Genomic DNA, 14119 nt, shown 5'->3' on the forward strand with positions numbered 1-14119 from the left:
CTGGCGTGATGAGAGGGCCAACCACCCTCACTTGTTGGCAAACAGCTCGCCGAGCCAGCGGTTTTCGAAGCGGCCGTGGGGGTCGAGCTCTCCCTTGAGGGCCAGGAAGTCGTGCCAGCGCGGCAGCAGGGCCGGGAAGTCGTAGAGATCCATCGCCAGGTGCTTGCCGAAGTGCGGGGTACCGCCAAGCGGTACCAGCAGCTGTTGCAGCTCGCGCATCTGCTCCATGGAGCCGTTGACGAAGGTGCCGTCCGCCGCCAGATAGACCAGGAAACCAATCCAGCAGACCGACTTGCCATGGGCTGCGCTGAGCCAGGCCTCGGAGGGGCCGGTGCAACGCAGGATGAAGGGGTAGTGCAGCACGCCCGGGTTGGCCTCCTGCCAGGCCTGCAGGATCTCGAGGGCCTCCCCCATGCGCTCGAGGGGCACCGCCACCTCGCAGTTGATCTGGGGCGCCGGGATCCCCTTGCAGAGGATCTGGTAGACGTTGCCCACCAGATCCGAGGCGTCCTTGAAGCGGCGTACCGTCTCGAAGTGCTCCCCCGCCAGCGCCTCATCCTTGGTGTCTTTTGCCATCTTCTGCAGGGTGGCGTCGATAGTGGCGTTCATGCGGCCATCGATGTCCCCCTCCAGCTGCAGCGGCTCGCTGCCGGCGGCGCGGTAGCGGGCCACCTCCTCCTCGGAAGCGGGATCCACCAGCCAGATGTGGCTCTCCCCGGTCCAGGCAAACCACCAGCTCTTCACGAAGGCATGCTCGCGGTTGAGGCGCTCGTTATGCGCCAGCAGGAAGGGGTAGTCGGTGGTGAACTTGGTGCAGCGCATGATGCGGTTCGGCACGGTGCGCAGGGTGACGTCGAGCAGGATGCCGAGCATCCCCATCCCCATCACGAAGGCCCCGAAGCGCGGATCGGTGCGATCCACCCGGATGATCTCCCCATCGGCCAGCATCACGGTCAGCGCCTCCACCGCGTCGCACAGGGCGGACTGGTGCAGCCCCTGACCATGGGTGCCGGTGCTGAGCGCCCCGCCCAGGGTCTGGATGCCGATGACGCCGGGGGACGCGGGCAGCATGCGATCCATGGCGACAAGATCCGCATAGACGGTGTCCAGCGGCGTGCCCGCCTGATAGGTCACGGTGTCGGCGGTGTGTCCCAGGGGGCCACGCAGGTGGTGCAGGTCCACCAGCAGCGCCTGGCTGCCCTCGGCATAGACGCTGTGGATGGGCTCAAAGGAGAGGCCGGATCCGATGAGGCGCAGCTTGCGCGTCGGGTATTCGCGCAGCAGCTGTTGCAGCTCGTCGCGATGTTTCGGGCGCCACACCTGCTCCAGGGCGCCGAGGGGATTGGTTCTGGACCAGTTGAACAGCACCTCCCGACTGCCAATCGCCTTGATGCTGTGAAATGCCTGGAACTGAACCGTCATACCGCGCCTCATCTCTATCTGACGTCAAAATGAGCGACGATTCTACCGAAAAGTGGCTGGCAAGGCATGAAAAACAAGCCCCTGCACTTCGCGGGTGGATAGTGGCGCCCCGGTATGACCTCTTCAGCGCGAGGACTGGGTCAGCGCCAGCAGTAGGCCGAATCCCACCAGCAGGGCGCCAAACACCCGGTCAATCCAGTGGCGCACCGCCAGGAGTCGGGCCCGAACCGAGTCGGTGGAGAAGAAGAGCGCCACCGCGCCAAACCAGAGGCCATGGGCCAGCACGATGAAGGCGCCGTAGCCGAGCTGGACCGCCAGCGGCGTCTGGGGCTGCACCACCTGCATGAAGAGGCTGACGATGAAGATGGTGGTCTTGGGGTTGAGCACATTGGTCAGGAAACCGGTGCGCAGCGCCCCCAGGCTGGAGAGGGTTGGCTGGTCGACATCCCGCTCATCGCTCGCCGGCTTGGCGCGCAGCATCCTGATGCCGAGGAAGAGGAGGTAGGCCGCCCCCGCCAGCTTGATGAAGTTGAACAGCCAGAGCGACTGCTGGATCAGCAGGCCCACCCCGAGCAGGGTGTAGGTCACGTGGACGCAGACCCCGCCCGCGATCCCCAGCGCGGTCAGCACGCCGGTGCGGCGCGAGAGCAGCAGGCTGTTGCGCGACACCATGGCAAAATCGGGTCCGGGGCTGATGACGGCCAGGAGGGTAATGGCGACGACGGCGAGCAGTTCGGTCATGAAAATAGTCCTGATAAGATGGGATATCGGCTATTTTATTTGGCAATAAAACCAATAACGAACGATAACTTCTGACATGAACGGTGAGAATAATTCACAGAAAAGTCTGTCGCTTCCCTCCCTGACCGCCCTGCGCTGCTTCGAGGTGGCCGCCCGCACCGAACACTTTGGTCGCGCCGCCGATGAGCTGCACCTCACCCACGGCGCCATCAGCCGGGCGGTGCGCCTGCTGGAGGAGGATCTCGGCGTGCAGCTGTTCGAGCGACGCCAGCGCCGGGTCTTCCTGACCGAGGCGGGCAGCCGGCTCCATGAGGCGGTCAGGGAGGGGCTGGGCCAGATCCGGCAGACGGCGCAGGCCCTGCGCCAGCAGAGCCGCCCCCAATCGCTGGTACTCTCCTGCGAGCCCACCCTGCTGATGCGCTGGCTGATCCCGCGCTGGCCTGCATTTCAGGCTGCACACCCGGAGCTGGAGGTGCATCTGATGGCGGGCGGTGGCGCCCTCAGCTTTGACAGCGGCATTGATCTCGCCATCCGGCGCAACGACTTCCACTGGCCCGAAGATCTCCACAGCCAGCCCCTGTTCGAGGAGCGAACCGGGCCTGTCTGCCAGCCGGACAAGGTGGCACAGTTCTTCGAGCGCAAGGGGGATCAGTGGGCCCTGCGGGCGACGGCCCCGCGCCTGCACACCCGGACCCGTCCCGGCGCCTGGCAGGAGTGGCTGCGCAGAGCCGCCCCCATGCAGGCAGACGAGGGGCCGGGGCAGACGTTCGAGCACTTCTACTTCAGCCTGCAGGCGGCGGTGGCCGGCCTTGGCGTCGCCATCGGCCCTTACCGGCAGGTGTGTGACGACATAGAAGCCGGCCTGCTGGTGGCGCCGCTCGGCTTCATTGCGGACGGCACCGGCTATCACCTGCTCGCTCCCACCCGGCCCGAGCCCGGCAGCCCCCACGAGACCCTGGTGAACTGGCTGAACGGCCTGGAGCCCTGAGCCCTGCCCTAGGCTGCGCTGCCGGCAGGTGCCTCCCCAAGGGCCAGCACGCGGCAGAACTCCCGCAGGGGCATGGGGTGGGCAAACAGGTATCCCTGCTGATAGTGGACACCCTTGGCCCTGAGGTAGGCGGCCTGCTGCTCCGTCTCGACCCCTTCGGCCACCAGGGAGAGCCCCAGCCGCCTGCCGAGATCGATGACGTTGTCGACGATGTGTTCCGAGAGGGACTCGGTGCCGATGCGGCGAATGAAGGACTGGTCGATCTTGAGGTAGTCCACGTGGAATTGCTGCAGATAGACCAGGCTGGAGTGGCCCGTGCCGAAGTCGTCCAGGGCCAGTTGTACCCCCATCTCGTCCAGCGCCTTGAACAGTGCCAGGGTGTGGGGATCCGCCGCCAGCAATTCCCGCTCGGTCAGCTCCAGCACCAGAATGATGCGGCCAGGCTCGAAGCGATCGAGAAAGCGTCGGCACTCCCCGATCAAGATATCGTCGCGGCAATGGGCGGCACTGATGTTGAAGCTGATGTGACACCCGCGGGGCAGTGCAGCCTGCTCGTCTGCCAGCTGCCGGCCCACCTCCTCCATGAGGAGAGTGGTCATGGGAACGATCAGGCCGCAGGCCTCTGCCTGGGGGATGAACAGGTCCGGTCGCACCAACCCCATGTCAGGGTGCTGCCAGCGCATCAGCACTTCGGCTCCCACGATGCGTCCACTGCCACTCTCCACCAGGGGTTGCAGATAGGGAACGAACTCCCTCCCCCGCAGGGCCCGTGCCAGCTCGTTCGTCGGCGAGCGGGGCCGCCCCAGCAGCCACCAGATGAGCAGGGCGAAACCGGCGCTGAACCCGGCCAGCAGCAACAACCCGAAGCGGTGCGTCTGCAGCAGACCCTGCCAGTTCGAGGGGCTTCGATACCCCACATAGATGGAGAAGGGGTACACCGTCGAACTCATCATGACGCCGCCATGGGGAAGCGCCTCGGGGGACCGCATGAATAGATGGCCCCGCTGGTCCAGCCAGCGTTCACCGACCTTGAGCCTGATCTCGAGGGAGGGATCCTTGAGATTCAACATGAAGCTGAGATAGTCCCCGTCGATGACGCTGAGGGCGGCACGGCGCCCCTTGGCGGCACGCACCACCAGGAAGGGGTGATCCTGTCGTATGGGGCTGACGTTGCCGAGTTGCAGCATCCCCTTGACGAAGTGTTCCACCGAATAGGCCATCCGGTATGGGCCGAAGAAGGAGGTGCAATAGATGCTGCCATGGCGGGCCAGATTCACCGAACGCACGAAGGGCACCTCGGCCACCTGCTGTCGCAAGGCCGGCAGCACGGGGGCACACGACTGATCCAGCAGGGGCAATGCCCTGCGATTGGCCTCGTCGGCGTGGCCGAGCATGGTCTCCAGCAGGGTCACGGTATGGGTCGCGGCCCCCTCCGACTCCAGCTGCAGATTGCGCAGGTAATGGCTGTGGAGCCCCCAGGTGCCGAGCAGCATGGGCACGGAGAACACCAGCAGGGCGAGGAGCAGACGCAGCCAGGGATGAGCCGTATCGAGCCGCAGTGAATAAGGCATGGGGGATCCGCTAAAAATGGGACGGTCAGTCTAGCGACCCACGCTGAACCCAACCCTAACCGGATAAAAAACCGTCAACCCGGGTACAGGCCATCCGTCAACCCGGGCTTGGGATAAGGGGCTTCACCTTGGTTATCAGGCGGGACACCGGACTATGCCACGGAGCGCCTGGGCGACAGCCCCTCGCAAAACCGGGGCAGCGGCACCGGCTTGCCATAGAGATAGCCCTGCAGATAGTCGACCCCCTTGCCGCGCAGATAGTCGGCCTGTTCCCGGGTCTCGACCCCCTCCGCCACCAGGGCGAGGCCAAGGCGGCTCGCCAGATCGATCACGTTGTCGACGATGTGCCGGGAGAGGGATTCGGTGCCGATCCTGCGGATAAATGACTGATCTATCTTGAGATAATCCACATGGAACTGCTGCAGGTAGCGCAGGCTGGAGTGGCCTGTGCCAAAGTCGTCGATGGCCAACCTGACCCCCATCTGATCCAGCTGCTGGAACAGGGAGATTGTCTGGTGATCCGCCACCAGCAACTCCCGTTCGGTCAGCTCGAGCACCATCACCACCTTGCCGGGTGCAAAGTGATGGAGAAATGTGCGGCATTCGCTGAGCAGGGAGAAGTCGTGGCAGTGGGCCGCACTGATGTTGAAGCTGATGTGAAAGCCATCCGGCAGCTCCGCCTGCACCCGCCCCAGCTGGTTCGCCACGCTTCTCATCATCTGGCTGGTCATGGGCACGATAAGGCCGGACTCCTCCGCCTGGGGAATGAAGAGATCGGGGCGGATCACCCCCTCGGTGGCATGGTGCCAGCGCATCAGCACCTCTCCTCCCACCATGCTGCCGTCATCGCTGGCGACCAGCGGTTGCAGGTAGGGAACGAACTCCCTGGCGCGCAGGGCCCGTTTCAGCTCGTCATTGGGGGAGCCCGGACGCCCCAGCACCCACCACACCAGCCAGGCGAGCAGCGAGGCAGTGATCACCAGTGACAACAGTGCCCACTCACGCGCCTCCCAGAGGGACTGCCAATAGTGCGCCATGCTGTAGCCGGCATAGATGGTGAAGGGATAGCGTTCCGAAGAGAGTTCGAGACTGATACTGCGCTCCAGCCTGGGAGCATGGTCCAGATAGCGGCCAGCCTCGTCGATGCTGGCCGAACCCACCTGTAGAAACAGGACGTTGGACTTGTCTCCCAGGGAGAGCATGAAACTGAGCAGGGAGCTGTCGACGGCGCTGAGGACGGCATCCCTCCCCTGTTCGGTGCGCACCACCAGCAGGGGGTGGTTCTGCCTAACCTTGTTGCCGCGCATCAGCAGCAACTTGCGGTCGAGATAGCGGGAGCCATCGTCGGCTTCACTGACGGCCCCGAACAACGAAGAGCAAGTGATCACCCCGTCACTGACCAGGTTGACCGAGCGCAGGAAGGGCTCCACCGCCACTTTTTTTCGCAAGATCAGTAAATTGCGTTCACAGGGGGCCGCAACAAACGGCAGCACTTCCAGGTTGACCTGTTCCGCACGATCCAGCACTTCTTCCATCAAGGTAATGGCCTTGTGCGCCGCTGTTCTAGAATATTCTTGAAGATCATATAGATAATTGCTGTGAATGTTCCAGCCACCGACCAGAAGAGGGAGAAAGAACGCCAGCAGAGAGCTGCCGATGCGCAACCTGGTACGAGAAGGATCCAACCGGAAAAGAAACATAAAAAACCACGCCACAAGCAGTCAGGCCCGCCCAGGCAGGCGCTGCACCAGACCCGGAGTCGGGTTACACCGGCAACGATGACTCATCGCTACCGCTCATAACCGAATAACATAACGTAAAGCGCTTATAAAACGAACTGTTCATACTGTGACCAGATCACACTTATGCCAGTCCCCCACAGCAAGAGACCCGTATAGAAACGAATAATGCCGCGTCGGAACGCGGCATTAGGGTTTGTTACCTGAACGGCCTCAGGTGGGATCCGGTTATACCGCCTGTTGCAGGATCACCGCATCGGCCTTCTTGGTGTAGGAGGCGATCTCGTTGAAGTTGAGGTAGCGGTAGGTATCTGCGGCGGTGGCGTCCAGCGCCTTGGCGTACTGCAGGTACTCGGCCACGGTCGGGATCTTGCCGATGATGGCAGCAACCGCAGCCAGTTCGGCAGAAGCCAGATAGACGTTGGCACCCTTGCCCAGACGGTTCGGGAAGTTGCGGGTGGAGGTGGAGACCACGGAGGCCCCTTCTGCCACGCGCGCCTGGTTGCCCATGCACAGGGAGCAGCCCGGGATCTCGATGCGTGCGCCAACCCGGCCGAAGATGCCGTAGTAGCCCTCTTCGGTCAGCTGATCCTTGTCCATCTTGGTCGGCGGCGCGATCCACATGCGGGTCGGCAGCTCGCCCTGGTACTTCTCGAGCAGTTTGCCGGCGGCACGGAAGTGGCCGATGTTGGTCATGCAGGAACCGATGAACACCTCGTCGATCTGATCGCCGGCTACCGTGCTCAACAGACGGGCGTCGTCCGGATCGTTCGGCGCGCACAGGATCGGCTCCTTGATGGTGGCCAGATCGATCTCGATGATCTCGGCGTACTCGGCATCCTTGTCCGCTTCCATCAGTACCGGGTTCGCCAGCCACTCTTCCATCCCCTTGATGCGGCGGGTGATGGTGCGCACGTCGCCGTAGCCTTCGGAGAGCATCCACTTCAGCATGACGATGTTGGACTTCAGATACTCGATGATCGGCTCTTTATCCAGCTTGATGGTGCAACCGGCGGCAGAACGCTCGGCGCTGGCGTCTGCCAGCTCGAACGCCTGCTCCACCTTCAGGGTCGGCAGACCTTCGATCTCGAGGATGCGGCCGGAGAAGATGTTCTTCTTGCCCGCTTTCTCGACGGTCAGCAGCCCTTTCTGGATGGCGGCGTAGGGGATAGCATGGACCAGGTCACGCAAGGTGATGCCCGGCTGCAGCTCGCCCTTGAAGCGCACCAGCACGGATTCCGGCATGTCCAGCGGCATCACGCCGGTCGCGGCGGCGAAGGCCACGAGGCCAGAGCCCGCCGGGAAGGAGATGCCGATGGGGAAACGGGTGTGGGAGTCACCACCGGTACCCACGGTATCCGGCAGCAGCATGCGGTTCAGCCAGGAGTGGATGACACCGTCACCCGGACGCAGGGAGACACCGCCGCGGTTCATGATGAAGTCCGGCAGGGTGTGGTGGGTCTGCACGTCGATGGGCTTGGGATAGGCCGCGGTGTGGCAGAAGGACTGCATGGTCAGATCGGCGGAGAAGCCGAGGCAGGCCAGATCTTTCAGTTCGTCGCGGGTCATCGGGCCCGTGGTGTCCTGGGAGCCGACCGTGGTCATCTTGGGTTCGCAATAGGTGCCCGGGCGGATGCCCTTCACGCCGCACGCCTTGCCCACCATCTTCTGGGCCAGGGTGAAGCCCTTGCCGGTGTCGGCGACAGGCTGCGGACGACGGAACACGGTGGAGAACGGCAGACCCAGCGCTTCGCGGGCCTTGTCGGTCAGGCCACGGCCGATGATCAGCGGAATACGGCCACCGGCGCGCACTTCGTCGATCAGCACCTCGGTTTTCAGTTCGAACCGGGCCAGCACCTCGTCGGTGCCGTGGCGAGTGATCTTGCCCTCATAGGGGAAGATGTCGATCACATCGCCCATTTCCAGCTTGGAGACATCCACTTCGATAGGCAGGGCGCCGGCATCTTCCATGGTGTTGAAGAAGATGGGGGCGATCTTGCCGCCCAGACAGACGCCGCCGGCGCGCTTGTTCGGCACGAACGGAATGTCGTCGCCCATGAACCAGAGCACGGAGTTGGTGGCGGACTTGCGGGAGGAGCCGGTACCGACCACGTCACCGACGTAAGCCAGCGGGAAGCCCTGCTCTTTCAGCGCATCGATGGTCTTGATGGGGCCGATGACGCCGTCCTTGTCCGGAGTGATGCCGGGACGGGCGTTCTTCAGCATCGCCAGGGCGTGCAGCGGAATGTCGGGGCGGGACCAGGCGTCCGGTGCCGGCGACAGATCGTCGGTGTTGGTTTCGCCGGTCACCTTGAAGACGGTGACGGTGATCTTCTCGGCCAGGGCTGGGCGGGAGAGGAACCACTCGGCGTCGGCCCAGGATTGCAGCACCTGCTTGGCATGGGCATTGCCCGCCTTGGCCTTCTCTTCCACGTCGTGGAAGGAGTCGAACATCAGCAGGGTGTGGGAGAGGCCCTTGGCAGCAAGAGGGGCCAGCTGGGCATCGTCCAGCAGATCGATCAGCGGCTGGATGTTGTAGCCACCCTGCATGGTACCGAGCAGCTCGACGGCTTGCGCGGCAGTCAGGATGGGGGAATGGGCCTCGCCCTTGGCGATGGCGGTCAGGAAGCCGGCTTTTACATAGGCCGCTTCATCAACACCCGGGGGAATGCGGGAGGACAACAGTTCTTTCAGAAAGTCCTGTTCGCCGGCGGGCGGATTCTTGATCAGCTCAACCAGGGCAGCGACCTGCTCTGCGTCCAGAGGTTTGGCGACCACGCCTTCGGCGGCACGTTCTGCGACGTGTTTACGGTATGTTTCAAGCACGACTAATTCCTCTTTGGTCTTTTTTTGGGGGTTCGCCCAAGCTCGCGGCGATCGTCCTTGCGGGACACCCGTAGGGTGCCCCCCACTATATAAGTTTTAACGACTAATTAAAATCCAAAGCCTGTGCAGTTATTCATCAAACCAGCATAACCATATAAACCCATTAGGTTTTTTTAGAGTGGCAAGCCACCAACCCAAGGTGAGTTAACAAAAAGGCAGCATTTCTCCCTTATTGGAACGTAGTGCCCAATTGCAGATAGAACATGTCATGTCCCCCCTCCGCCATGCCATAGCCGAGGAAGATGGGACCGAGGAAGCTCTCCACCCCCAGATAGACGGATCCCGAGGTGTAGGAGGACTCCAGGCTGATGTCCCTCCCCTTGTCCCAGACGCCGCCCTGCTCCAGGGAGCCCCCGAGGAACAGGGGCGCCTTGATGGCCCCGAAGTCGTTGTCCGCCACCCGGTAGATGTAGCGCAGACCGCTGAACAGGCTGTAACGACCGCTCAGCTGGTAGTGCTGGAAACCGGACATGCGGAACAGCCCGCCGAGATCCTGCACGAACAGCGGTACCGACTCCTCCGATGTGGAGCCCCCGCCTTCCAGCATCAGGTTGAGGCTGTGCCGGCCCCAGGACCAGGGCTTGATCATCGCCAGGTGGTAGTTCACCCCCTCGGTCTGCTCGGACGCACCCTGGGACGGATCCAGCTCGATGCTGGAATAACCGCCCTTGATGTCCCAATAGGCCCCCTGATAGGGGAAGTAACGGCTGTCCAGGGTGTCGTGCTCGAAACGCACATAGGGGCCCCAGGCCGAGGCGTCGGCGTCGGTATTGGAGATGTTCTGGATCTCCACGTTGCCAACCTTGCCTTCCAGTCCGAGGGAGAACCGGCTCCAGGGCTGGCGGTTCCAGCCGACGGCGAGATCCAGGCTGGTGAAGCTGTACTCGGAGTCCAGATAGCTCACCCCGGACGATCGGGTCTGCTCTTCCGGGAAGAAAACGCGGCGCTGGGTCTTGTCATAGGCCAGGCTCGCCTCGCCAAACAAGGTCTGGGAAGGCTCCAGCGGCGTGTAGAAGTCGGTCTTGAGGTGCTTGGCCGTGCCGAGCGACGCCTCGGTCAGCCACTCCGCCCCCCAGTCGTTGACGTTGGTGAGGGTGTAGGACATGCCGACGTTGTAGTTGGAGCTGCTCTCGAAGTCGTCGGAGAAACCGAGCTGGAAGTTGAGATAGCCAGGCCCCCAGTTCTTCTCGCTGGCATCCACCACCAGCACGTTCTCGCCGCCCCGCTCCTCCACCTCGTAGGTAATGCGATCGAACGACTCCAGGGCGTAGAGGCGGCGGATCCCCGCCTCCAGGCTCTCGTAGGTCTGCACCTTGTCCGGGCGCACCTTCAGCATGGCCCGCACCGTCTCGTCGGAGAGGCGGGACTTGTTGATGATCTCCACCTTGTCGATGTAATAAGCTGGCTGGCCGCTACGTTCGGCACGGCGGCTCAGCTTGCCGTTGCGGTAATCGGCATAGGCGTCGGGAGAGAGGGAGAGTGCATCGAGCTGGACAGCCGCGCGGTTGGCCACCTGTTCCCCTATCTTTATCCCCTCCGGCATCAGGGCGAAGTCGGCGATGCCCATGTTGCCGAACTCAGGCGTCAGCAGAATGTCGTCAGGCCCCATCAGGGCCTTCTGTTTCTCGGTACCGACCTGAGTCATGTAGGTCGTGAGCTGGTCTATCATGGCGAGCCCGGATTTGAGGGACTCGCGGGTGCGCAGCCTGGCCCCGATGTCCACCGCGATCACCACGTCGGCCCCCATGGCCTTGGCCACGTCCACCGGCATGTTGTTGACCGTGCCGCCGTCGGACAGGATCCGCCCCTCCCAGTCCACCGGCTTGAGCGCCCCCGGGATGGACATGGAGGCCTGCATCGCCTTGGCGAGGCTGCCGTGATCCAGCACGAAGGGGGTGACCGTCTCCATGTCGGTCGCCACCGCCCGATAGGGAATGGGCAGATCGTCGAAGCTCTTCTGGGCCGGCAGGTTGGAGGTCGCGTGTCGCAGCAGGCTGGCCATGGACTGGCCCTGAAAGAAGCCGTCAGGCAGCTGGGTGGAGTCGCCGTTGACCCCGATGTCGGTGCGCAGCTGGTATTTCTCGCTCTGCTGCTTCTTGCGCAGGGAGAGCTCATCCCGACCGACCTTGTCCTGATACCCCTTGTTCCAGTCGATGGCCAGGGTGGTGCGCTCCACCTCCTCGGCACTGAGCCCCATGGCATACATGCCCGCCACGTAGGAGCCCATGCTGGTCCCGACGATGATGTCCACCGGAATGCGCTTCGCCTCCAGCACCTTGAGCACGCCGATATGAGCCGAGCCCTTGGCGCCACCCCCGCTCAGCACCAGGGCAATCCTGGGCCTCTCCACCTTGGCTGCGGGCGTGGCGGGTCTGGCATCGCCCTCCTGGGCCGCTGCCATCAGAGGCAGGGCTGCCAGCAGGAGCATTAACAGGTGAGTCCGTCCCCGATGAAAGATGCGCATATGAGTGTCCATTGATCCGGTGCGAGTCGAGTGGCCAGTCTACCGGCCGAGTGCTGCCTACTATAAGTGGATGCACTGTAACCGCAACCCGGGGTGCTGGCGAGATGTGGCAGGCGAGGTGGCTATCCCACCGGCAAAGATTCGCACCAATAAATCTCCGCCCTGATGTGAGCGCAAACGTTAATCGACAATAAACGCCTCCCCCGCTCAAGAAAGCGCCCGCTACGCCGCTAATATGAATTCAACTTCCCGGTTCACAATCCCGAGTCACCCTTATGTTCGCAAGCCTGACACTGAAACAGAAAATTCTGGCCACCGTCATCCTCGCCGTCGCCCTCTCCTGCCTGCTGGTGGGGTATTTCAGCCAGCGTTCGGCACAGCAGCTGATCGAACAGCGCATGTTCCAGCAGGAACTGCCCAACCTCACGCAGCGTATCGGCAAGGAGATCGAGAAAGATCTCACCTCGGTCGCGAACGCCGCCAGGCAGCTGGCCAACGATCGCTTCGTGCTGGACTGGGTCGAGCGCGGCATGCCCAAGGAGCAGGAGGCCATCCTCATCAACCAGCTCAAGGACATGACGAGCCAGTACGGCCTCGTCACCGCCTCCTTCGCCGATCGCCAGAGCGCGGCTTACTACAACCAGGACGGCTTCCTGCGTATCCTGAACCACGACCAGGACAACTGGTTCTACGACTACACCAAGAGCGGCCAGGATCTGATGCTCAGCATCTTTCGCGAGACCAATGGCGAGGTGAAGCTGTTCGTCAACTTCCAGCAGAAGGATGGTCGCGGCCTCGCCGGCCTCGCCAAGTCCCTCGACAGCATGGTCAGCATGCTCGCCGATTTTCGCATCGGTGAGAGCGGCTTCGTCTTCATGACCGATGGCAGTGGCAAGGTGAAACTGCACCCGGACGCGGCCCGCATCGATCGGGACAACCTGACCCAGCTGGCAGAAGGCGGCAGCACCAACCTGCTGGCCAAGCAGCCTTTTGCCGCTACCCACGCCAATGTCGACGGCCAGCCGGTGATCCTGGCCAGCAGCTATATCCCCCTGCTGGACTGGTATCTGGTAGCTCAGGTACCTGAAAACGAGATCTTTGCCGAGCTGGATCGGGCACGCCTGCATATCGTGCTGGTCAGCCTAGTCATCGCCGTCGGCATGGGGCTGCTCGGCGTGCTGCTGGCCGGCTCGGTCAGTCGCCCGCTCAACGAGCTGGCTCGCCTGTTCCGGGAACTCGGCAGCGGCGACGGCGATCTGACCCAGCGCCTCAAGGTCGATGGCCGTGACGAGCTGGCTCAGGTCGCCACCGGCTTCAACAACTTCGTCACCAAGATCCACGGCTCCATCGAGCAGGTCGCCAGCAACTCCCGTCAGCTGGCCGCCACCGCCAACGAGGTGGCCGCCAAGGCCCAGCTCACCCAGCACAACTGCACCGCCCAGCGGGATCGCACCGTCCAGGTCGCCACCGCCATCCACGAGATGGGGGCCACCGTCAGCGAGATCGCCGGCAATGCGTCCCTGGCTGCCGACGTCGCCAAGCAGGCCAACGAGCAGGCCGATGCGGGGGCCCAGGTCGTGGCCCAGGCCCGCCACGGCATCGTCGGCCTCTCCGGCGAGATCGAGCAGGTCGCCGGGGTCATCGAGTCCCTGGCCAGCCAGACCGACTCCATCGGCAGCATCCTCGACACCATCCGCAGCATCTCCGAGCAGACCAACCTGCTGGCCCTTAATGCCGCCATCGAGGCCGCCCGCGCCGGTGAGCAGGGCCGCGGCTTCGCCGTGGTGGCCGACGAGGTACGCAACCTCGCCAGCCGCTCCGCCGCCTCCACCGCCGAGATCCAGGTCATGATCAACAGCCTCCAGGAGCAGAGCGCCCGCGCCGTCAGTGCCATGGCCCAGGGCCGCAACCAGAGCCAGCTGGTGGTCACCCAGGCCGACGAGGCCAACGGGGCCCTCGATCAAATCACAGGCCACATCACCCAGATCAGCGACATGAACATCCAGGTCGCCACCGCCACCGAGGAGCAGTCCAGCGTGGTCGGGGAGATCAACCGCAATGTGGAGGACATCAACCAGCTCACCATGGAGACGGCCGACATCGCTCACCAGCTCACCGAGTCCAGCCGCAGCCTGCAACAGCTCTCCGGCGAGCTCGACAAGCTGGTCGGCAACTTCCGGCTGTGACATGAAGGGGCGCTGCAGCGCCCCTTTTTTACCGGGTCGGCAGGGAAGGCCGACCCCGGCACGACGGCAAACCGTCATGCCGGGTCGCTACACTCGCGACACAGCACCACACCAAGGAGTCA

Annotated in this window: 8 protein-coding genes; 2 read left to right on the forward strand and 6 right to left on the reverse strand. The window is 63.4% G+C overall.

Annotation, left to right across the window (positions count from 1 at the left end):
- Positions 1 to 27: 27 nt before the first annotated feature.
- Both BN1136_RS05235 and BN1136_RS05240 read right to left on the reverse strand, forming a co-directional pair.
- Positions 28 to 1422, reverse strand: a complete 1395-nt coding sequence (locus BN1136_RS05235; protein WP_043762864.1) for a D-arabinono-1,4-lactone oxidase — start codon at positions 1420 to 1422, stop codon at positions 28 to 30.
- Positions 1423 to 1545: 123 nt separating this feature from the next.
- The gene (locus tag BN1136_RS05240) at positions 1546 to 2163 is read right to left on the reverse strand and encodes a LysE family translocator (RefSeq protein WP_043762862.1); all 618 of its coding nucleotides are present in this window, start codon (positions 2161 to 2163) and stop codon (positions 1546 to 1548) included.
- A gap of 76 nt (positions 2164 to 2239) precedes the next feature.
- Between BN1136_RS05240 and BN1136_RS05245 the strand changes: the two genes are divergently transcribed.
- Positions 2240 to 3151, forward strand: coding sequence for a LysR family transcriptional regulator (locus BN1136_RS05245; protein ID WP_043762860.1), 912 nt, complete (start codon positions 2240 to 2242; stop codon positions 3149 to 3151).
- A gap of 8 nt (positions 3152 to 3159) precedes the next feature.
- Here the strand turns inward: BN1136_RS05245 and BN1136_RS05250 are convergent, their stop codons facing one another.
- From BN1136_RS05250 to BN1136_RS05265, 4 genes are all read right to left on the reverse strand, one after another.
- Positions 3160 to 4722: an EAL domain-containing protein gene (locus tag BN1136_RS05250; RefSeq protein WP_043762857.1), complete on the reverse strand. Its 1563-nt coding sequence runs from the start codon at positions 4720 to 4722 to the stop codon at positions 3160 to 3162.
- Between the two features lie 152 nt (positions 4723 to 4874).
- Positions 4875 to 6422, reverse strand: a complete 1548-nt coding sequence (locus BN1136_RS05255) for an EAL domain-containing protein (protein ID WP_043762854.1) — start codon at positions 6420 to 6422, stop codon at positions 4875 to 4877.
- A gap of 267 nt (positions 6423 to 6689) precedes the next feature.
- Entirely contained in the window at positions 6690 to 9287 is a 2598-nt protein-coding gene (gene acnB / locus BN1136_RS05260; RefSeq protein WP_043762852.1) for a bifunctional aconitate hydratase 2/2-methylisocitrate dehydratase, read from the reverse strand.
- Between the two features lie 229 nt (positions 9288 to 9516).
- Entirely contained in the window at positions 9517 to 11811 is a 2295-nt protein-coding gene (locus BN1136_RS05265; protein WP_043762850.1) for a patatin-like phospholipase family protein, read from the reverse strand.
- Between the two features lie 275 nt (positions 11812 to 12086).
- On the opposite strand from BN1136_RS05265, the gene BN1136_RS05270 reads away from it, so the two are divergent.
- Positions 12087 to 13997 carry a methyl-accepting chemotaxis protein gene (locus BN1136_RS05270; RefSeq protein ID WP_043762848.1) on the forward strand — a complete coding sequence of 637 codons (1911 nt, stop codon included), beginning with the start codon at positions 12087 to 12089 and terminating at the stop codon, positions 13995 to 13997.
- The last annotated feature ends 122 nt before the right edge of the window (positions 13998 to 14119 follow it).

It is taken from the genome of Aeromonas taiwanensis (genome assembly GCF_000820165.1).
Taxonomy (GTDB): domain Bacteria; phylum Pseudomonadota; class Gammaproteobacteria; order Enterobacterales; family Aeromonadaceae; genus Aeromonas; species Aeromonas taiwanensis.